Origin of the sequence: Chromohalobacter sp. (genome assembly GCF_039830575.1) — a bacterium.
Classification (GTDB): domain Bacteria; phylum Pseudomonadota; class Gammaproteobacteria; order Pseudomonadales; family Halomonadaceae; genus Chromohalobacter; species Chromohalobacter israelensis.
In genome coordinates this window covers 119,918-139,450 of record NZ_JBDOOX010000009.1, presented here as the reverse complement: position 1 = coordinate 139,450, position 19,533 = coordinate 119,918, and the positions used below count along the sequence as shown (strand labels likewise).

Sequence of the window (19,533 nt, the reverse complement as noted above, 5' to 3'; positions counted from 1 at the left end):
CCCCCTGGCTCCCTATTAGACCTTGGTATTACCGATTTTTCTTTTTAATTCATTGAGTTACGTCATCATTTCAAGCGTTCTGCGCAACGAAGCGCAGTCGCTGTCGACAATATCGGCAGCGATACGCCGTTCCGCGTCGCGCCCGGGCATGGCGTCGCGCGGAGAAACGATGCTCGGTGTCGCAGCCGCAGCGGTAAACATAAGGGGCGGGACTCGCCCGGGAGACATCGAAACGGTGCGTGGTGCGTGGCGGCAGCCCATACAAGCGCTGCATGACGGTCCGCCACTCATGACCGTGCGGACGGGTGGGCGGTCCATCGAGGTGAAAGACCAGCCAGTGCGCCATCTCGTGCGGCACGACGTCTTCCATGAACGCCTGGCGATTCTCGCGCAGCAGGACCGGATTGAAGCGCAGCCCGCCACGGGTGAAATGCGCCTGGCCCGCGCCCTTGCCGCGCAGGTCCAGCCATACCCGAGGGCGGGGCAGATCGGGATGGACGTCCAGCGCGACCCGCCACGCCGCCTCGACGCGTGCGTGCAACGTCTCGTGGAGCGCCGTCTCGTCGAGCGAGGCCAGCCAGGTGGCATCGACTGGGGGCAGGGTGGCAGACATCATGGGATGATAGAATGCCGTTCAACGCGACATGCGTCCACCGTCCACCGACCGTCCTTTGCAATAGAGGCTTTTCATGTCCGAGACGTCGCCCCCCATGCCGCTGCTCGACGACGAAGCGCTCGAGACCCTCGACGACTTCCTCGAGTCCGACCTTGTCGACCCCGAGGCTCTCGACCTCATCGGTACGCATGGCTTTCTCGTCGCCCTGGCGATCGCGCCGGTCGAAACCCCGGCGGCCACCTGGATCGCCGAACTCTTTCACGGCGAGCCGCAATTCACCGACGCCGCGCAGCGCGAACAGATGCTCGGCCTGTGCGAAGCGCTCAAGCAAAACGCCATCGATGCGCTCGAGCACGGCCACCTGCCGGAGCTGCCCTTCGACCTGGAACTCGGCGGCCTGCCGCCCGAAGAAACGCCCATCGGTGACTGGTGCGCCGGCTTCATGGAAGGCGTGTTTCTCAATGAAGGCGCCTGGTTCGAACACGACGAAGCCCGCGTGGCGGAGCTGCTGCTGCCCTTCATGGCACTATCGGGCCTCTTCGACGACGAACCCGACATGCGCGAGCTGCTCGGCGACGCCGAGCGCGCCGAGGCACTCGTCAGGCAACTGCCCGAACTGATCCTGGACCTTTACCTGCACTACCGGGTCCCCGAGGAAAAACCCAAGCCCACCCCGCGCAAGAAAAAACCCGCCGGGGGCGCGGGCGGCAAGGGGCGCCGCTAGGCGATCATCAGCGCAGCCGCGTCATCCACCCGTTGAGCGTGCCGAAGACCCACTCGCGGCAGCGCTGCATCCAGGGACGGCGACGCCATTGCGCCCAATGGATCTCTTCGCTCGCGGCGAAGTTGCGTTCGAAAAGCGCTGCCACGTCGCGCGCGAAGCGTACATCCTCGACTTCCTGATTGGCCTCCAGATTCCACTGCAGGCTCCAGTGATCGAAATTGCACGAACCGATCGAGGTCCAGTCGTCGGCCAGCACGAACTTGGCATGGATGAAGGTGGGCTGGAACTCGTAGATGCGCACGCCCGCACGCAGCAATCGCGCATAGAAACGCTGCCCGGCATAACGGATGCCGGGATGATCGTGACGCGAGCCCGGCAACAGCAGACGCACATCGACGCCCAGCCGCGCCGCCCGCACCAGTCGACGACGCAGGCTGAACGTCGGCACGAAGTACGGTGTACATAGCCACAGCCGACATTCGGCGGTGGCGATGCGCTGATGCAACGATAGGCGAATCGCCTGATACCGGTGGCCCCGCCCGCTGATCATGCGCCCGTGCATGTCGTCCGGCAGTGCCGCGATGGGGGCGGGTTCGGGCCAGCGACACCGCGCCGCGCGCCCACGGGTCAGGGGCGATTCCCAGAGCTGCGCGAACAGGCCGATCCAGTCCGCGACCACCGGCCCTTCGATGCGCACGGCCACTTCATACCAGGCATCGACGAAGGCATCCACGGCACCGAAACCGCCCGTGAAGGCCAGCCGGTCGTCGACGACCAGCAGCTTGCGGTGATCGCGCGACAAATTGCCCCCCAGGCGATGCCAGCTCAGGGGATTGAAGAAGCGCAGTGCCACCCCGGCGTCGCGCAAGCGCTGGCGATCGGCGTGGGAGAGTTTCATCGATCCGTAGCCGTCGAGCAGCACGCGCACCGTGACCCCACGGCGAGCCGCCGCGCACAAGGCATCGACCATGCGCGTGGCCAGGGTGCCGGATTCCATGAGGTACAGCTCGAGATACAGCGTGCGCTGCGCCGATTCGATAGCGGCAAACAATTCGGGGAGAAATCGCTTCCCCTCCGGCAACAACGTGAACCGATTGCCTCCCTGCCAACGTCCGCGCATGGTATCTCCTTGGTGACCGCCCTCGGCGGCTCGCGTGATTCAGTATTGACGCACGTTTGCCATGCCCTTGAAAAGCGGCGCCGTTGGGCGAGTCGGTCTCGACTGGCTATACTGCTCCCTCGCGTTCCATCAAGGCTACCGAATGGCTGTTCTTCATACGCTCCTCACTCCACTGCGCGGGCTGTGTCGTGCCCTGCTCGGGCGTTGGCTCGAATATCGCCATGTCGAAGCACAGGCCACTCCGCTCGACCCGACACGACCCACGATCTACGTGCTGCCCCACCCCGCGCTCTCGGACACCCTGGCGCTGGAACTGATGACGCACCGGGAAGGCTTGCCCCGCGCGCGCGGTCACATCGACCTCGGCGGAGCCCGCCTTCCCGCCTGCGTGGCATTGCCGCGCCTCAGCCGGGGACTGACCCAGGTGCGCGGGCGGCGCTCGCTCGCCCTCGACAGCTTGCTCGAACAGTTGGTCGAACACCCCGAGCAGGACGTTCAGCTGGTGCCGGTGAGCGTGTTCTGGGGGCGCGCCCCGGGCAAGGATTTCGGCTTCTGGAAGCTGCTCGCCGCGGACAGCTGGCAGTGGACAGGGCGACTGCGCCGGCTTTTGTCGATGGCGGTCAACGGCAAGCACGTGCAGATACATCTCGGCGCCCCCTTGCAGCTGCGCTCGCTGATCGAGACGCGACCGCTGCCGGTCGCCCAGCGCAAGATGGCACGCGTGCTGCGCGTTCACTTTCGCCGCGTGCGGGCCCGCGTGCTGGGACCGGATCTGTCCCACCGCAACACGCTGATTCGCGGCGTGGTTGACAGTCCACAGGTCCGTCAGGCGATTCGCGAGGCCGCCACCGCACGCGGCACCCGTGAAGAACGCGAAACGCGACGCGCCCTGCGTTATGGCCGCGAAATCGCCTCCAACACGTCGTATCCGGTACTGCGGTTTCTCTATCAGCTATTGCGTCGGCTCTGGAATCGGCTTTACGACGGGGTGAGCGTCAATGGCCTCGACGACGTCAAGGCACTGGCCGGCGATCACGAGCTGGTATACGTCCCCTGCCATCGCAGTCACATCGACTACCTGCTGCTTTCGTACGTGCTGTTTCGCGAGGGGCTGATGCCGCCGCACATCGCGGCGGGACGCAACCTCGACATGCCGTTGATCGGCCCGCTGCTGCGGCGAGGCGGTGCCTTCTTCCTGCGCCGCAGCTTTCGTGACAACCGCCTCTATGCGGCCGTGTTCAACGAATACGTTCACCGCCTCATCTCGCGCGGTCACCCCCTGGAGTACTTCATCGAAGGTGGGCGCTCGCGCACCGGACGCATGCTGACGCCACGCCCCGGCATGCTGGCCATGACCCTGCGCTCCTTCGCGCGCGATCCCCGCCGTGAAGTCGCCTTCGTGCCCGTCTACGTGGGATACGAGAAGGTGCTGGAAAGCGGCAGCTACCTCAAGGAACTCCGGGGCGGACGCAAAAAGAAGGAATCGCCGTTCGACCTCTTGCGCGTCGTGCGGCGCCTGCGCCAGCCGTACGGTCATGTCACGGTCAACATCGGCGAGCCACTGCGACTGAGCGGCTTTCTCGATCATCACGTGCCCGCATGGCGCGAGCATCGGCGGGAGGCCAGGCCGGACTGGCTCACCCAGGCGGTGACCACGCTCGGCGCCACGCTGGCACAGCGCATCAACGCGGCAGCGGCGATCACGCCGATCTCGCTGACAGCGCTCAGCCTTTTGGCGACCTCGCATCACGCCATGGAGGCCGACCTTCTCAAGCATCACATGCGCTTGCTGACACGCCTCAGACAGCACCTGGCAGGCGGCGAGCGCATCACCCTGCCCACGGGGGATCCCGAGGCCTGGATCGCGCACGCGGCGCACCTGGGCTTCATCGAGCGCCATCCACAGGCGCTCGGCGAACTGGTGCTCGCCACGCCGGAACAGGCCACGCTGCTGACCTGGTATCGCAACAACGTCCTGCACCTGTTCATCGACATGGCCCTGGTCGCCTTCGCCTATCGGCACAACGCCCGCTTCGACCTTGCCCAGCTGCGCGCCCTGCTCGGTCCCACCTGGCCCGTGCTGGCGCATGAGTTCCATCTGCCCGCCGAGGACTTCGATGCCCGATTGCACCGCGCCCTCGACGCTCTCACGTCGGAAGGATTGTTGGTCCAGAACGCACAGGACTGGGAACGGCCGGCCGGTCACCTGGAAAGCAGCGAGCATCTCCGCCTGCTGGGACGGCTGGTACAGCCCACGCTGGAGCGCGGCTATCTACTGCTGGCCGTCCTGCTGCGCGAGGGCAGCGGCACCTTGACGCGGGACGCCCTGGAAGAACACAGCCGCCAGCTGGCCGAACGCCTGACGCTGCTCTCCGGGCTCAATGCACCGGAGTTCTTCGACAAGCGCCTGTTCAGCGGTTTGCTCGACACCCTGGAGGCACAGGGCTGGTTATGGCGGGAAGCCGACAAGCTCTGCTATGACGCCGTTCTCGAGCAGGCCCAGGAGCGCGGGCGTGCGCTGTTCGATCCCAGCCTGCGGCACCGCCTGACGCAACTGGTGCATCGTCAGGAGGCCTGACGCCTTCACTCGGGCTTCAGGCTGCGATGGACATAGAGGTCGTAGCGGCTGGTCTTGCCTTCCAGCACGTGATGCGGCGCCGGCCCCTCGATCGGCGGTGCACGCCGGGGGCGCTTGACCACCACCCGATGGCTGGCGACATCCAGGGCGGCCTCCAGCAGGCGCGGCGCATCGTCATCGTCGCCGGCCAGATCGCGGAAGACACGCATCTCTTTCTTGACCAACGCGCTCTTGTCGCGATGCGGAAACATGGGATCGAGGTGCACGACCTGCGGCGCAATGTCGTGGCGCGCCACTAGACTCGCCAACTCACGCGCGGCATCTCCTTGCGCCACCCGCATGCGTGCCGCGATCTCGGCGGTCTCGGCATTCGCGCTCGCGCGGCCGAGGCCATCCTCGAGCAAGGCGTAGATCGCCGCCACACGCTCGATCAACAACACTTCGGCACCCAGGGTCGCCAGCACGAAGGCGTCTCGGCCCAGTCCCGCCGTGGCATCGACGATGCTCGGCGTCACGCCGCGTGCCAGCCCGCACGCCTTGGCCACCAGCTGGCCGCGACCGCCGCCGAAGCGTCGCCGGTGCGCGGCCTTGCCGGCGGTGAAATCGACCCGAATCGGCGCCCCGTAGTGGCGCGCCTCGCCCGACAGCGCCAGCCCCTCGGGCGCCATCGCCAATCGCAAGGCAGCAGTGGCATCGCCCTCAGCTTGCCAGGCAAGCCCCAGACGCGCGGCCAGATCGCGCAGCGGCTCGCCCACGGCGACGACGGCGTCGTTCATGCCACCCATACCAGCAGGACGATGCCCAGAATCAGACGGTAGATGACGAACGGCAACATGCCGATGCGGTCCAGCGCCGCCAGGAACAGCTTGATGCACAGCCATGCCGCCACGAACGACATCAGGGTCCCGGCGACCAGCGTCCCCCATGCCACGCCTTCCCCCGACTCGATGAGCTCGACGCCCTTGAGCGAGCCGGCGGCGAGAATCAAGGGAATCGACAGCAAGAACGAGAAGCGCGCGGCGGCCTGGCGGGTAAAGCCCAGCAACAGGGCGGCGGTGATGGTGATGCCCGAACGCGACGTGCCGGGAATCAGCGCCAGCGCCTGGGCGAACCCGATGATCAGCGCATTGCGCAACGTCATCGCCGTCAGCGCATGCCGGCGGCTGCCCCGGACATCCGCCCACCACAGCAGCAAGCCGAAGAGCAGCGTGGTGATCGCGATCACCAGCGAGGCACGCAGGTACGACTCGATGACGTTCTCCAGCAAGAAACCGATGACCACGGCCGGCAGGGTGCCCACGATCACCGCCCAGCCCAGACGGCTTTCCGGCGTTGCCGGTCCGCCTCGGCACTGCGCCACCCAGTCACGCAGGATATGCGCGACCTCGCGGTGAAACGCCAGCACTACCGCAGCGAGGGAGCCCACGTGCACGGCCACATCGAAGGCCAGCCCCTGGTCGGGCCAGCCCAGCAACTGCGAGGGAAGAATCAGATGAGCGGATGATGAAATCGGCAGGAATTCGGTAAGGCCTTGAATGACGGCCAACGCAACGACGTGCAACCAATCCATGTAATGTCCTTAGAAGCAACGATACTCATGACGCTGCGTACGGGCGTGCGAACACGCCATTCTTGTTCTCCGGGGGACAAGAAACGCCTAGGCGCGTTTCCACGCCACCTCATTGCGCAAATACACCGGGACCGCCTCGTCGGCGGCGGGACGCTCCCCCGCTTCCCAGGCCTGTGCCGCCAGTCGCACCATGTCCTCGGCGGCAGGCTGCGGCTCGCTCAGGATCTGGCCCAGCGCAGCCTGGACCTCGGCCGGCATCCGCTCGCGCAGGGCCCAGCCCGAACCGATGCCCACCCAATCGACGTCGTGAGATGCCACGGGCAGGCGCAACCGCTCGGGCGTCAGCACGGCCTCCGCCATCAACGGCTCGAGCGTGCCGTCGTGGCAGCGATAGGCTGCGGCGTATATCTCGTCCATGCGCGCATCCAGGGCCGCCACCACATAACGGGCGTGAAGGCGGCGGTGTGCCGCCAGCGCCAGAGCGTCGAGGGTGGAAATGCCGAGCAGCGGACGATCGAGAGCGAAGGCCAAGCCCTGCGCCGTGCCCGCTGCGATGCGCAGTCCCGTGAACGAGCCCGGTCCCCGGCCATACGCCAGGGCATCGAGATCGGACAGCGTCGCGCCGGCCTCGGCCAGCACGTCATCGACCATCGGCATCAACAGCCGGGTATGTTGGCGCGGTGCGTCTTGATAGCGGGAGATGACATGCCCGTCACGCCACAGGGCGCAGGAACAGGCACTAGTGGAGGCATCCAGGGCCAGAAGAGTCGGCATCGGCAATCATCGGGAAAGCGAGTGAGCCCGCACTATAAACGCGCCGCCAGCCATTGGCAAAGCGGCCCGCGTGCGGTTTCGCGCTTTCCTTGACGTGTGTCGTCGATACGCGCGGCGCCGTGGCCGCGCTCACGCTGGAGGTCGCGCTCAGCCTTCGAGCGCCGTCAGCACCTGCTGGCGAATCGCCTCGACGCTGCCGGTGCCTTCCACGCGATGGTAGGCGGGCGCGGTCTGCGGGTCCTGCTGTGCCCACTCGCGATAGTACTGCACCAGGGGCTCGGTCTGCTCGTGGTAGACCGACAGCCGGTTGCGCACGGTGGCCTCGCGGTCATCGTCACGCTGGATCAGCGCTTCGCCGGTGACATCGTCCTTGCCTTCTTCCTTGGGCGGATTGTAGTCCACGTGATAGACACGCCCCGAGCCGGGATGGACACGGCGGCCCGCCAGGCGCGTGACGATTTCCTCGTCGTCGACGGCCACTTCCAGCACGTGGTCGAGCTTGACGTTGGCTTCCTTCATGGCATCGGCCTGGGGAATCGTCCGCGGGAAGCCGTCGAACAGGAAACCATTGGCACAATCCGGCTGGGCGATGCGCTCCTTGACCAGGGCGATGATGATATCGTCGGACACCAGGCCGCCGCTGTTCATGATCTCCTTGACCTTGAGCCCGAGTTCACTGCCTTCCTTGACCGCCGCACGCAGCATATCTCCGGTGGAGATCTGCGGAATGTCGAAACGCTCACAGATGAATTGGGCCTGGGTGCCCTTGCCTGCGCCCGGGGCGCCCAACAAGATCAAACGCATCGATAGTGCTCCTTGAACGAGGGATACCGTCTTCGTTATCGACCATGGTGCATGTCACCCGCATTCGTCATGGCCGCTGGAATGGCCCATGACGATACCTGCACGGCTCAGGCGGCACAAGCACGCCCGCACCGCGATCTCCGTTCGCGATCGAGCACAAACCGCTTGTTTTCATCGACTTGGGCCAGGCGTTGCACTTTCGTCGCGACCGTTTTCCTCGCCGGGCGCCTCCTCTCGTCAATCACCCGACGAAAAAAAGCGGCTCCCCGAGGGGAGCCGCTTTCGGCATGCCGAAGACGCGCATGCGTCCACTTACATCAACAGGCGACGAATATCGCTCAGCGCCTGGGCCAGGAAGGCCGTGAAGCGCGCCGCATCCGCACCGTTGACCGCGCGGTGATCGTAGGACAGCGACAGCGGCATCATCAGCCTTGGGGCGAACTCCGCACCGTCCCACACCGGCTTCATCTGCGCCTTGGAGACGCCGAGGATGGCGACTTCCGGGGCGTTGACGATGGGCGTGAAGGCAGTCCCGCCGATGGAACCCAGGCTGGAGATGGTGAAGCAGCCGCCCGTCATCTCCTCGCGCTTGAGCTTCTTCGACTGTGCCTTGCCGGCCAGTTCGACCGATTCCTTGGCCAGCTCGATCAGCGACTTCTGATCGGCGTTGCGGATCACCGGCACCATCAGGCCGTCCGGCGTATCCACGGCAATACCGATGTGCACGTAATGCTTCTGCACCAGGGTCTCGCCGTCGCTCTTCAGGCTGACGTTGAACTGCGGGAATTTCTGCAAGGCATAGGCGCAGGCCTTGATCAGGAACGGCAGCGGCGTGAGCTTGGCGTCCTGCTTGGCAGCCTCGTCCTTCATCGACTTGCGGAAGGCCTCGAGCTCGGTGATGTCCGCTTCGTCGAACTGGGTCACGTGCGGCACGTTGAGCCAGCTGCGATGCAGGTTGGCCGCACCGGCCTTCATCAGGCGGCCCATGGGCTTTTCCTCGACCTCGCCGAACTGGCTGAAGTCGATGTCCGGCACCGCCGGGATGCCCGCACCGTCCGTCGGCGCGGCCGTGCTTCCGGTGCCGCTGGCGCGCTGCTGAAGGGCGTTCTTGACGTAACCCTGGACGTCTTCCTTCAGTACGCGACTCTTGGGCCCGGTGGGCGTGACCTGGGCCAGATCGACGCCCAGTTCACGCGCCAGCATGCGGACCGCCGGCCCGGCATGCACGTGCGCACCGGCAGTCTTCTTGTCGCCGTGCTTGTGACGTGCCTCGGGACTCGGCTCGCCTGCAGGCTGCGCAGCGCGCTTGGCATCGGACTTGGCCGGTGCCGGCCGGGAGTCAGTCGCCTTTTGCTGACCGGCGTCGGCTTTCTCGGCGCCGGACTTCTTGCCGCCATCGGCCTGCTTGGCCGGCTTCTTCGCGCCAGCCACCGGAATGCCGGCCACCGGAGTGCCGGCCACCTCGATGTAGCCGATCAGGTCGCCCTCGGAAACGCTGTCGCCTTCCTTGACCGAGACTTCGACCACCTTGCCCTTGTAGGGGCTGGGAACGTCCATGGAGGCCTTGTCGGACTCCAGCGTGATCAGCGTATCTTCCTCGCCGATCTCGTCACCTTCGCCGATGGCAACCTCGATGATCTCGACGCCTTCGCTGCCGCCGATATCGGGGACGCGAAGTTCCTTGCGGCCGGACTCGCCTTCGCCTGCGTCCTCTTCGCTGTCATCGCCGTCAGCCTCGTCTTCCGCCTGGGCGCTGCTCGCGTCGTCTTCCGCCGGTGCCGCGTCGGTCTCGTCGTCGTCCCCGCCTTCGCCGGCGATCTCCATGCTGCCGATCACATCGCCTTCGGAAACACTGTCGCCTTCCTTGACCGCCAGCGAGACCAGCTTGCCGCTGTACGGGCTCGGGACGTCCATGGACGCCTTGTCGGACTCCAGCGTGATCAAGGTGTCTTCCGCCTCGATCTCGTCGCCTTCGCTGACGGGCACCTCGATGATCTCGACGCCTTCACTGCCGCCGATATCCGGCACCTTGACCTCGACGGTACGCTTGCCGCCACCGCCGGACTTCTTCGGCGACGCCTTTTCGGGTGCCGCCGTTTCCTGCTCTTCGGAGGCACTCTCGTCCTGTGACGCTTCCTCGTCCTGAGAGGCGGTATCACCGGCGTCGTCGCCACCGCCTTCCGCTTCGAGCTCGAGGATGTCGTCGCCCTCGGAGACGGTATCGCCTTCCTTGACCAGCACCTTGACGACCTTACCGCCCTTGGGCGCGGGGACGTCCATGCTGGCCTTGTCGGATTCCAGCGTGATCATGGTGTCCTCGGGCGCGATGACATCGCCCTCGGACACCGTCACCTCGATGATCTCGACGCCTTCGCTGCCGCCGATATCGGGAACTTTGATGATTTCGCTACTCAAGGTCGCGCTCCTTTCCAATCTGGCGGTCTGGTCGCTCCGGTCCTCGCTGCCGACCGGGTGACGCGACCAGACCAGGCAATCTGGCCATGGCCGCCACCGCCCCTAGGCGATGACGGCACCCTGATGGGACCCTTCGGTCCAGGGCATCAACGGGGCTCAAGACACCAGCGGGCTGGGCTTGGCGGGGTCGATGCCGTATTTCTTCATGGCATCGTTGACGGCCTTGACGTCGATCTCACCGCGATTGGCCAGCGCGCGCAGCGCTTGAATGGTGACGTAGTAGCGGTCGACTTCGAAGAAACGACGCAGCGCTTCACGCGTGTCGGAACGTCCGAAACCATCGGTCCCCAGCACGTGGAAGTCGCTCGGTACCCAGGCGCGGATCTGGTCGGCGTAGAGCTTCATGTAGTCGGTCGAGGCGACGACCGGCCCTTCGGCGCCATCCAGTTGCTGCACCACCCACGGCTTCTCACGCTTCTCATCGTAGTCGAGGAACTGCAGGCGGTCGTATTCGAGCGCTTCGCGGCGCAGCTCGTTGAAGCTGGTCACGCTCCACACGTCGGCGACCACGCCATGCTCTTCCGCCAGCATCTCGGCGGCGGCCTCGACTTCGCGCAGGATCGTGCCGCTGCCCAACAGCTGCACGCGCGGCTGTTTCTTGCGGCCGTCCTTCTTGCCTTCCGAGAGACGATACATGCCGCGAACGATGCCTTCCTCACTGCCCTCCGGCATTTCCGGGTGCGGGTAGTTCTCGTTCATCACGGTCAGGTAGTAGAAGCAGTTTTCCTTGTCCTGGAACATCCGCTTCAGCCCGTCCTGCAGGATGACCGCCACCTCGTGGCCATAGCACGGGTCGTAGGCACGGCAGGTCGGCACGGTCGACATCAGGATATGGCTGTGGCCGTCCTGGTGCTGCAGGCCTTCGCCGTTGATGGTGGTACGCCCGGCGGTACCGCCGATCATGAAGCCACGCGCCTGCAGGTCACCGGCGGCCCAGACCAGGTCGCCGACACGCTGATAGCCGAACATCGAGTAGTAGACGTAGAACGGAATCAGCGGCAGGTGGTGGTTGGCGTACGCCGTCGCCGCCGCGATCCACGCGGACATGGAGCCGGCTTCGGTGATGCCTTCCTCGAGAATCTGGCCTTTCTGATCCTCGCGGTAGTACATGATCTGACCGGCATCCATCGGCTCGTACTTCTGGCCTTCGGCGGCGTAGATGCCAAGCTGACGGAACATGCCCTCCATCCCGAAGGTACGCGCCTCGTCAGGAATGATCGGCACCACCCGCGAGCCGAGCTGCTTGTTCTTGACCAGGCCGTTGAGCACGCGCACGAAGGACATCGTGCTGGACACTTCACGGTCGCCGGAGCCCTTGAGCTGGGACGCGAACATCTTGTCGTCGAGCCCGGGGATCTCGAGCGCCTCGAAGTCGTTCTTGCGTGCCGGCAAGAAGCCGCCGAGCTTCTCGCGCTGGAGATGCAGGTACTTCATCTCCGGGCTGTCGTCGTCGGGCTTGTAGTACGGGATATCGCCGCTTTCGATCTGCTTGTCGGAGATCGGGATGCCGAACCGGTCGCGGAACGCCTTGAGGGCGTCGGTATCCATCGACTTGATCTGGTGGGCTTCCATGTCGGCTTCGCCGCTGCCGCCGCCCATGCCGTAGCCCTTGACGGTATGCGCCAGGATCACGGTGGGACGGTTGCCCGCGTTGTTGACCGCTTCATGGTAGGCCGCATAGACCTTCTGCGGGTCGTGGCCGCCCCGGTTGAGACGGAAGATCTGCTCGTCGGAGTAGTCCTTGACCATCGCCGCGGTTTCTTCGTACTTGCCGAAGAAATGCTCGCGGGTGTAGGCACCACCCTGAGCCTTGTAGTTCTGGTACTCGCCGTCGACCGCCTCGTCCATGCGCTTTTGCAGCATGCCGTTGGCGTCCTGCTCGAACAGCGGGTCCCACTGACCGCCCCACACGACCTTGATCACGTTCCAGCCGGCACCGCGGAAGACGCCTTCCAGCTCGTCGATGATGCGCGAGTTGCCACGCACCGGGCCATCGAGACGCTGCAGGTTGCAGTTGATGACGAAGATCAGGTTGTCGAGCTTTTCACGGCTGGCCAGATGCAGCGCGCCGAGGGTTTCGGGCTCGTCGCACTCGCCGTCCCCCAGGAATGCCCAGACCTTGCGGTCCTTCATGTCCTCGAGTTCACGCGAATGCAGGTACTTCATCACGTGAGCCTGATAGATCGCCTGGATCGGCCCCAGCCCCATGGAGACCGTGGGGAACTGCCAGTAATCCGGCATCAGGTACGGGTGGGGGTAAGACGGCAGCGCGTCGCCGTCGACTTCCTGACGGAAGTTGTCCATCTGCTCTTCGGTCAGGCGGCCTTCGAGGAAGGAACGCGCATAGATGCCCGGCGTCACGTGCCCCTGGATGTACAGCAGGTCGCCCTTGTGATCGCCGTTGTCCGCGCGGAAGAAGTGGTTGAAGCCCACTTCGTACAAGGTCGCACTGGACTGGTAGCTGGCAATGTGACCGCCCAGGCCCTTGTGCTTCTTGTTGGCGCGCAGCACCTGCACCATCGCGTTCCAGCGAATGGCCGAGCGAATCTTGCGCTCGATGAACATGTCGCCGGGCATCTTGGCTTCACGATGCATCGGGATGGTATTGCGATGCGGCGTGGTCCCGGAAAACGGCGGTGAAGAGCCATCGCGACGCAGGCGGTCCGCCAGGCGACTCATGATATACCGAGCACGTTCTTCGCCCTCATGCTCGATGACCGAGGCCAAGGAATCCAGCCATTCCGTGGTTTCGATCGGATCGAGATCTTCTCTTGCCTCCAGACTCATAGACGTCTCTCCGAATGAAGCATGTATGTCGGTTGGCCCGTCTACGCATCGCGATGGGGCCTGTGGCGCTCTTCAGTGCGGGCGCGACCTTCTTTGGGCCGAGTCTCCGGGGAAAGCTTTCTGTAATTTCCTTACAGCGGGGCGTGCAAGACGCACGAATTCAGGCGACGAAGATACCGCAAACGCTGTCTGCTGCCAATTCGATAGGTCGCAAGCGGGTTGCAAAATGCTGATGCCTGGCATGGAAAGCGGCATCGCTCTCGGCATGCAACAAAGGCTTACACGATGTAGTGGAATTACACACATGCCCGGGCATCGCTTGCCTGCGTCGTCAACGCCTGCACGCACTGTCGAAAGTAGGCCCAGTCGAAGGCCGGCCCCGGGTCGGTCTTGCGCAGCGGCGCAATTCGCGCGTGGCTGGTCACGCGCGCCAGCGTCAAGGCGGGATAGCGCGCATGCAGTGCCAGGAACACCCGCGCCAGGCAACGATACTGTGCCTCGCGGTAGGCGTGAATCTCGTCGCCTTCCAGCTCGATGCCGATGCTGAAATCGTTGAGTTCGCGACGTTCGCGATGTCCGTCCCACCAGCGCGAGCGCCCGGCATGCCAGGCGCGGCGGTCGAAGCCCACGAACTGTACCGCTTCGCCATCGCGGCGGATCAACACATGCGCCGACACCCGCAGGGCATGGATCGTGGCAAAGTAGGGATGCGCGGCGGGATCGAGACGATTGGTGAACAACCGTTCGATGGCATCGCCCCCGAAGCGCCCCGGGGGCAGGCTGATGGAATGCAGCACCAGCGCCGACACCTCGTCTTCGGGCCGTGCGTTATGATTGGGCGAGGCGACGTGCCGCGCCGCCGTCAGCCAATGATGAGGATCGACTTGCATGCGTGCTCCTGCCAACCTGACGATACGCCGTGACACGAGGCTGCACACCCCCTGACCGCCTCGGCGTCATCCCGATATAATGCGAGTATTGTCGCACACCCAAGCAAAGGCCCCGACATGCACTATCGCGAAGCTCTTGCGGAAGACATCAGAACCAGCGCCGCTCGCTTGCTGGCCGAGGACGTCGGCCCCGGCGACATCACCGCCCAGTTGATTCCCGCCAAGCAGTGGGCCTGGGCGCGCATCGTCTCCCGCGAGGATGCCGTGCTGTGCGGCGTCGCCTGGGTCGATGAGCTCTATCGCCGCCTCGACCCGAGCGTCAGGCTCACCTGGCACGCCGCCGATGGCGACGCCCTCGCGCCGGATCAGGTCTTCCTCGAACTGGAGGGCCCCGCCCGCAGCCTGATGACCGGCGAGCGCGCGGCCCTCAACCTGCTGCAGACGCTGTCCGGCACCGCCACCCGCACGCGCGACTATGCCGCACGGGTCGCGGACACCGGCGTGGCCTTGCTTGACACCCGCAAGACCCTGCCCGGCCTGCGCCTGGCCCAGAAATACGCCGTCACTTGCGGCGGCGGCCACAACCACCGTCTCGGCCTGCACGACGCCTTCCTGATCAAGGAAAACCACATCGCCGCCTGCGGCGGCATCGCCGAGGCGGTGACCTCCGCACGTCGCATCGCCAGCGACCTGCCGGTGGAAGTGGAAGTGGAGTCGCTCGACGAGCTGGACGCCGCGCTCGAGGCTGGCGCCGACACCATCATGCTCGACAACTTCGCGCTCGAGACGCTGCGCGAAGCGGTCGCCCGCAATGCCGGCCGCAGTCGTCTGGAAGCCTCCGGCAATGTCAGCGAGGCGACCTTGCGCGAGATCGCCGAGACCGGTGTCGACTGCATCTCCATCGGCGCGCTGACCAAGGACGTCAAGGCCATCGATCTCTCGATGCGCGTGGTACGCACCGAGACACGCTGATCGCCCCTGGCGACGCGGCTCAACGTCCGAAGGCGAGCATCCGCTCCAGCGGCGCGAGGGCGCGTTCGCGCAGGCCCGCTTCGACCTCGATGTCGCCGCCGCCCTCGCGCAGCGCGTGCTCGAGACGGTCGAGGTCGTTCATCGCCATCCACGGGCAGTGCGCGCAGCTGCGGCAGGTCGCACCCTCGCCCGCGGTCGGCGCCTCGATGAGCGTCTTCTCGGGCACCGCCTGCTGCATCTTGTAGAAAATGCCGCGGTCGGTGGCCACGATCAGCTGAGGCTGCTCCAGCTCGCGCGCGGCCTGGATCAACTGCGAGGTCGACCCCACCACGTCGGCCAGCTCGATCACCGCCGACGGCGATTCGGGATGCACCAGCAAGGCGGCCTGGGGGTAGACCTTCTTCAGATCCAGCACCCCTTGTGCCTTGAACTCCTCGTGCACGATGCAGGCCCCGTCCCACAGCAGCATGTCGGCACCGGTACGCTCGCGGATGTAGCGTCCCAGGTGCTTGTCCGGCGCCCACAGGATCTTTTCACCGCGGGCATGCAGGTGCTCGATCACCTCGACCGCGATCGACGAGGTCACCACCCAGTCGGCACGCGCCTTGACCGCCGCCGACGTGTTGGCATAGACCACCACGGTGCGATCGGGATGTGCGTCGCAGAAGGCCGCGAACGCCGCCGGCGGGCATCCTTCGTCGAGCGAGCAGGTCGCCTCCAGCGTGGGCATGACCACGCGCTTTTCGGGGGAAAGGATCTTGGCCGTCTCGCCCATGAAACGCACGCCAGCCACGACCAGCGTGGTGGCCGGGTGCCGTGCGCCGAAGCGGGCCATTTCCAGGGAGTCGGCCACGCAGCCGCCGCTTTCCTCGGCCAGCTGTTGAATGGCATCGTCGGTATAGTAATGCGCCACCAGCACGGCATCGCGCTCGCGCAGCAAGCGCTGGATCGTCTCGGCCTGGGCTCGCGCCCGGGCACTGGGCACGGCGGGGCAATAGGTACGCGCCAGCGACGTTGCGGCCGGCGCTTTCGGTGTCATGATCGTCATCGTGTCTACCACTGCGACTGGCAGGGGCTCCCCCTGCGTAACGAGAAGCGGCGCTTGCGATCTCTTCGCGACACGCCACACCCGCCATCATGATACGGCCGGCCACCCGCGGCTCGCCAGTCCCGCCTCCGCGTTACCCGCAAGGCTCCGTGGCGCATGACACGTCCCCAGAAACGCAAAAACCCCGCCTCATGCGAGACGGGGTGGAATGCTGGTGGGTCGTGTAGGATTCGAACCTACGACCAATTGGTTAAAAGCCAACTGCTCTACCACTGAGCTAACGACCCATAATCTGCCCTGGCAGGCAGTCGACGGCGGCAATGGTGGGTCGTGTAGGATTCGAACCTACGACCAATTGGTTAAAAGCCAACTGCTCTACCACTGAGCTAACGACCCGCCGCCGGGTCTTCGAGACGCACCATCAAGGGCATGTGCCGATGGTGGGTCGTGTAGGATTCGAACCTACGACCAATTGGTTAAAAGCCAACTGCTCTACCACTGAGCTAACGACCCGTCCCGACAGGGCGCACATAGTACTGATAACGCTCGACATTGACAAGATTTTTTTGCCGGGAACGCGCTCACCGCGAGCGCCGCGACGACTTTGGCTTGCGCATGGCATTGACCGGACGGCGCTTGTTCTTGTCACGGCTCCAGCGATTCTGCTCGTCGGGCGTCAGTTCGGGCACCTTGCGCGCCGGCAGGTCCGCCAGCTGCGCCAGGTCGTCGATCTCGTCCTGCGACAGCTCGACCCATTCGCCGGCCTTGGCGCGCTTGTCGAGAAAGATGTTGCCGTAGCGCACACGCTTGAGACGACTCACAGTGAGTCCCTGAGATTCCCAGAGACGCCGTACCTCGCGGTTGCGTCCCTCGAGGATCACCACGTGGAACCAGGTGTTGATGCCCTCGCCGCCGAATTCCTGCACATCGGTGAAACGCGCCGGGCCATCCTCGAGCATCACGCCCTCGACCATGGCATTGACGTGTTCCTGGCGAACGTTGCCCATCACGCGCACCGCGTATTCGCGCTCGACCTGTGTGGCGGGATGCATCAGGCGGTTGGCGAGCTCGCCATCGGTGGTGAACAGCAGCAGGCCGCTGGTGTTGATGTCGAGACGACCGACGGCGATCCAGCGCTCGCCCTTGAGACGCGGCAGGCGCTCGAACACGGTACGCCGACCCTCGGGGTCGCGTCGCGTGCACAGCTCGCCTTCGGGCTTGTTGTACATGATGACGCGCCGGGGCACTTCCTCGGCATCGCGCAGATTGACCGGCCGCTCGTCGAAGGTGACGCGGTCGCGTGTCTCGATGCGATCGCCCAGGGTGGCGACCTGGCCGTTGACCTTGACGCGGCCATCGGCGATGGCGGTCTCCATCTCGCGGCGCGAGCCGAAGCCCGCGCGGGCCAGGACCTTCTGTAATTTCTCGGTAGGCGTGTTCATGGATCGAACGTTGTCTCGTCTGATGAATGTTCCGCGTCCGCCGCGGAGGCGTCGTCGTCCGCTCGGGACGAGTCGGCCTGTTCGGTGCGCCGGCGGGCGCGTTCGGCCAGGCGAGCCTCGAGTTCGGCGAAGCTCAATCCCGACCGCTCGGACGCCGTCTCGGCGTGCTGGTCGTCGACCGTCTCGGTCGTCGTGATGTCTTGCGTGGCCTCGGATGCCTGCGGGGCATCGTCGTCCGGCGGCATATTCTCGGCGTTGTCGGCGTGAGTGTCACGCACTGATGCCGACGACGCGTCGGTATGCCCCAGGGCCTCCTCGAAGCGCGCCTCGAACTCCTTGAGCTCGTGCATCGGTGGCAACGCATCGAGGGTCTTGAGGCCGAAATCGTCGAGGAAGGTACGCGTCGTGGCATAGACCGACGGCCGCCCCGGCACATCGCGCTGTCCCACCACGCGAATCCAGCCTCGCTCGGTCAAGGTACGCACGATCGAGCTGCTCACCGAGACGCCACGTACCTCTTCGATATCGCCTCGGGTCACCGGTTGACGATAGGCGATCAACGCCAAGGTCTCCAGTAACGCGCGCGAATAGCGCTGCGGCCGCTCGTCCCAGAGTCGCGAGATCCACGGCGAAAAACGCGCACGAATCCGCACCTGAAAGCCCGAAGCGGTTTCAACGAGTTCCAGGGCGCTGTTCTCGAGGCGCTCGCCCAAACGCGCCAGGGCGTCGCGCAGCTCGCCGCGCGAGGGACGCTCGCGCTCGTCGAACAGGGTTTCCAGACGCTCCGGCGTCAGCGGCTCGCCGGCAGCCAGCAACGCGGCTTCGCAGACCTCGTCGAGAGACGTGGGCGCCTCGTTCATTGCGGTTCCTCTTCGGCATCGGCGAAGGCACTTTCTCCGCCATCGTCGTCCTCCGCCCCGCTGCCGTCGTCGTCGACGTCCGGCGCCAGACGCGCGCGCACGTGGATCGGCGACAGCGGAGCGTTCTGCGTGATATCGATCATGGCTTCCTTGGCCAGCTCGAGAATCGCCATGAAGGTCACCACCACGCCGGCGCGCCCCTCCTCGAGCGTGAACAGTGCCTCGAAGGGCACGTAACGCTGCCCCTCGAGCCACTCCATGATGCGCAGCATGCGCTCGCGCGTGGACAGCACCTCACGACTGATCTGGTGCGACTGCTGAAACTCGGCGCGCTTGAGCAGGCCCGACAAGGCATGCAAGAGCTCGTCCAGCTCGACCTCGGGATGGATCACGCGCGTCTCCAGGGACGGCAGCGCGGCTTGCGCCACCACCCAGTCGCGCCCCTCGCGCGGCAGTGCGTCGAGCCCCTCGGCGGCCAGCTTCAACTGTTCGTACTCCTGCAAGCGGCGAATCAGCTCGGCACGCGGGTCCTCGTCGTCCTCGTCGTCGCCCTTGGGCGGTCGCGGCAGCAACGAGCGCGACTTGATCTCCGCCAGCATGGCCGCCATCAGCAGGTACTCGCCCGCCAGATCGATCTCCAGGGCCCGCATCAGCTCGACGTACTCGATGTACTGATGGGTGATGGCCGCCACGTCGATGCTCAGGATATCGAGATTCTGACGCCGAATCAGGTACAGCAGCAGGTCGAGCGGCCCCTCGAAGGTCTCGAGAAAGACACGCAGCGCCTCGGGCGGAATGTAGAGATCTTCCGGCAGCTCGGTGATGGGCTGGTCGTGCAGGCGCGCCAACACCGACGCCTGGGCAACGGCCGGC

16 protein-coding genes and 3 tRNA genes are annotated in these 19,533 nt (G+C 65.3%); 3 read left to right on the top strand and 16 right to left on the bottom strand.

All coding sequences use genetic code 11. The annotated features are described in order from the left end of the window. Positions 1-70 precede the first annotated feature (70 nt). Positions 71-616, bottom strand: a complete 546-nt coding sequence (locus ABGX75_RS07645; RefSeq protein ID WP_347410673.1) for a SprT-like domain-containing protein — start codon at positions 614-616, stop codon at positions 71-73. A 73-nt stretch (positions 617-689) separates the two neighbouring features. On the opposite strand from ABGX75_RS07645, the gene ABGX75_RS07640 reads away from it, so the two are divergent. After that, the gene (locus ABGX75_RS07640; protein ID WP_043557971.1) at positions 690-1,340 is read left to right on the top strand and encodes a YecA family protein; all 651 of its coding nucleotides are present in this window, start codon (positions 690-692) and stop codon (positions 1,338-1,340) included. Between the two features lie 7 nt (positions 1,341-1,347). Here the strand turns inward: ABGX75_RS07640 and ABGX75_RS07635 are convergent, their stop codons facing one another. Further along, positions 1,348-2,460: a phospholipase D-like domain-containing protein gene (locus tag ABGX75_RS07635; protein ID WP_224113668.1), complete on the bottom strand. Its 1,113-nt coding sequence runs from the start codon at positions 2,458-2,460 to the stop codon at positions 1,348-1,350. A 142-nt stretch (positions 2,461-2,602) separates the two neighbouring features. Here ABGX75_RS07635 and plsB point away from each other — a divergent pair, with 142 nt between their 5' ends. Further along, positions 2,603-5,038, top strand: a complete 2,436-nt coding sequence (gene plsB, locus ABGX75_RS07630; RefSeq protein WP_224113669.1) for a glycerol-3-phosphate 1-O-acyltransferase PlsB — start codon at positions 2,603-2,605, stop codon at positions 5,036-5,038. Positions 5,039-5,043: 5 nt separating this feature from the next. Here the strand turns inward: plsB and ABGX75_RS07625 are convergent, their stop codons facing one another. The 7 genes from ABGX75_RS07625 to ampD form a co-directional block, all read right to left on the bottom strand. Next, the gene (locus ABGX75_RS07625) at positions 5,044-5,814 is read right to left on the bottom strand and encodes a class I SAM-dependent methyltransferase (protein ID WP_287124587.1); all 771 of its coding nucleotides are present in this window, start codon (positions 5,812-5,814) and stop codon (positions 5,044-5,046) included. Beyond that, positions 5,811-6,608, bottom strand: coding sequence for an undecaprenyl-diphosphate phosphatase (locus ABGX75_RS07620; protein ID WP_011506162.1), 798 nt, complete (start codon positions 6,606-6,608; stop codon positions 5,811-5,813). The genes ABGX75_RS07625 and ABGX75_RS07620 overlap by 4 nt, the downstream gene beginning before the upstream one ends. Positions 6,609-6,695: 87 nt before the next feature. Then, the gene (gene tsaB, locus ABGX75_RS07615; protein WP_035411298.1) at positions 6,696-7,382 is read right to left on the bottom strand and encodes a tRNA (adenosine(37)-N6)-threonylcarbamoyltransferase complex dimerization subunit type 1 TsaB; all 687 of its coding nucleotides are present in this window, start codon (positions 7,380-7,382) and stop codon (positions 6,696-6,698) included. 147 nt (positions 7,383-7,529) lie between these two features. Continuing rightward, positions 7,530-8,186, bottom strand: coding sequence for an adenylate kinase (adk, locus tag ABGX75_RS07610; RefSeq protein ID WP_011506160.1), 657 nt, complete (start codon positions 8,184-8,186; stop codon positions 7,530-7,532). 312 nt (positions 8,187-8,498) lie between these two features. After that, positions 8,499-10,601, bottom strand: a complete 2,103-nt coding sequence (gene aceF / locus ABGX75_RS07605; protein ID WP_035411301.1) for a pyruvate dehydrogenase complex dihydrolipoyllysine-residue acetyltransferase — start codon at positions 10,599-10,601, stop codon at positions 8,499-8,501. Between the two features lie 156 nt (positions 10,602-10,757). Next, positions 10,758-13,448, bottom strand: coding sequence for a pyruvate dehydrogenase (acetyl-transferring), homodimeric type (aceE, locus tag ABGX75_RS07600; RefSeq protein WP_035411304.1), 2,691 nt, complete (start codon positions 13,446-13,448; stop codon positions 10,758-10,760). Between the two features lie 296 nt (positions 13,449-13,744). Continuing rightward, complete coding sequence (ampD, locus tag ABGX75_RS07595; RefSeq protein ID WP_011506157.1) at positions 13,745-14,338, bottom strand: 1,6-anhydro-N-acetylmuramyl-L-alanine amidase AmpD; 594 nt, start codon at positions 14,336-14,338, stop codon at positions 13,745-13,747. A gap of 117 nt (positions 14,339-14,455) precedes the next feature. Here ampD and nadC point away from each other — a divergent pair, with 117 nt between their 5' ends. Further along, the gene (nadC, locus tag ABGX75_RS07590) at positions 14,456-15,310 is read left to right on the top strand and encodes a carboxylating nicotinate-nucleotide diphosphorylase (RefSeq protein ID WP_035411307.1); all 855 of its coding nucleotides are present in this window, start codon (positions 14,456-14,458) and stop codon (positions 15,308-15,310) included. Between the two features lie 19 nt (positions 15,311-15,329). On the opposite strand, the gene nadA is transcribed toward nadC, so the two are convergent. The 7 genes from nadA to ABGX75_RS07555 all read right to left on the bottom strand — a co-directional run bounded on the left by nadA (position 15,330) and on the right by ABGX75_RS07555 (position 19,511). Next, a complete protein-coding gene (nadA, locus tag ABGX75_RS07585) occupies positions 15,330-16,358 on the bottom strand; it encodes a quinolinate synthase NadA (RefSeq protein ID WP_035411312.1) in 1,029 nt (342 codons plus the stop codon). A gap of 212 nt (positions 16,359-16,570) precedes the next feature. Further along, positions 16,571-16,645 (bottom strand) — tRNA-Lys (locus tag ABGX75_RS07580). A 34-nt stretch (positions 16,646-16,679) separates the two neighbouring features. Further along, positions 16,680-16,754 (bottom strand) — tRNA-Lys (locus tag ABGX75_RS07575). 42 nt (positions 16,755-16,796) lie between these two features. Beyond that, positions 16,797-16,871, bottom strand: a tRNA-Lys gene (locus ABGX75_RS07570). Positions 16,872-16,939: 68 nt separating this feature from the next. Then, positions 16,940-17,800, bottom strand: a complete 861-nt coding sequence (rluB, locus tag ABGX75_RS07565; protein ID WP_011506154.1) for a 23S rRNA pseudouridine(2605) synthase RluB — start codon at positions 17,798-17,800, stop codon at positions 16,940-16,942. Beyond that, positions 17,797-18,660, bottom strand: a complete 864-nt coding sequence (gene scpB / locus ABGX75_RS07560) for an SMC-Scp complex subunit ScpB (protein ID WP_035411315.1) — start codon at positions 18,658-18,660, stop codon at positions 17,797-17,799. Before scpB ends, rluB begins: the two co-directional genes overlap by 4 nt. Further along, positions 18,657-19,511, bottom strand: coding sequence for a ScpA family protein (locus tag ABGX75_RS07555; RefSeq protein ID WP_347410788.1), 855 nt, complete (start codon positions 19,509-19,511; stop codon positions 18,657-18,659). Before ABGX75_RS07555 ends, scpB begins: the two co-directional genes overlap by 4 nt. Positions 19,512-19,533 lie beyond the last annotated feature (22 nt).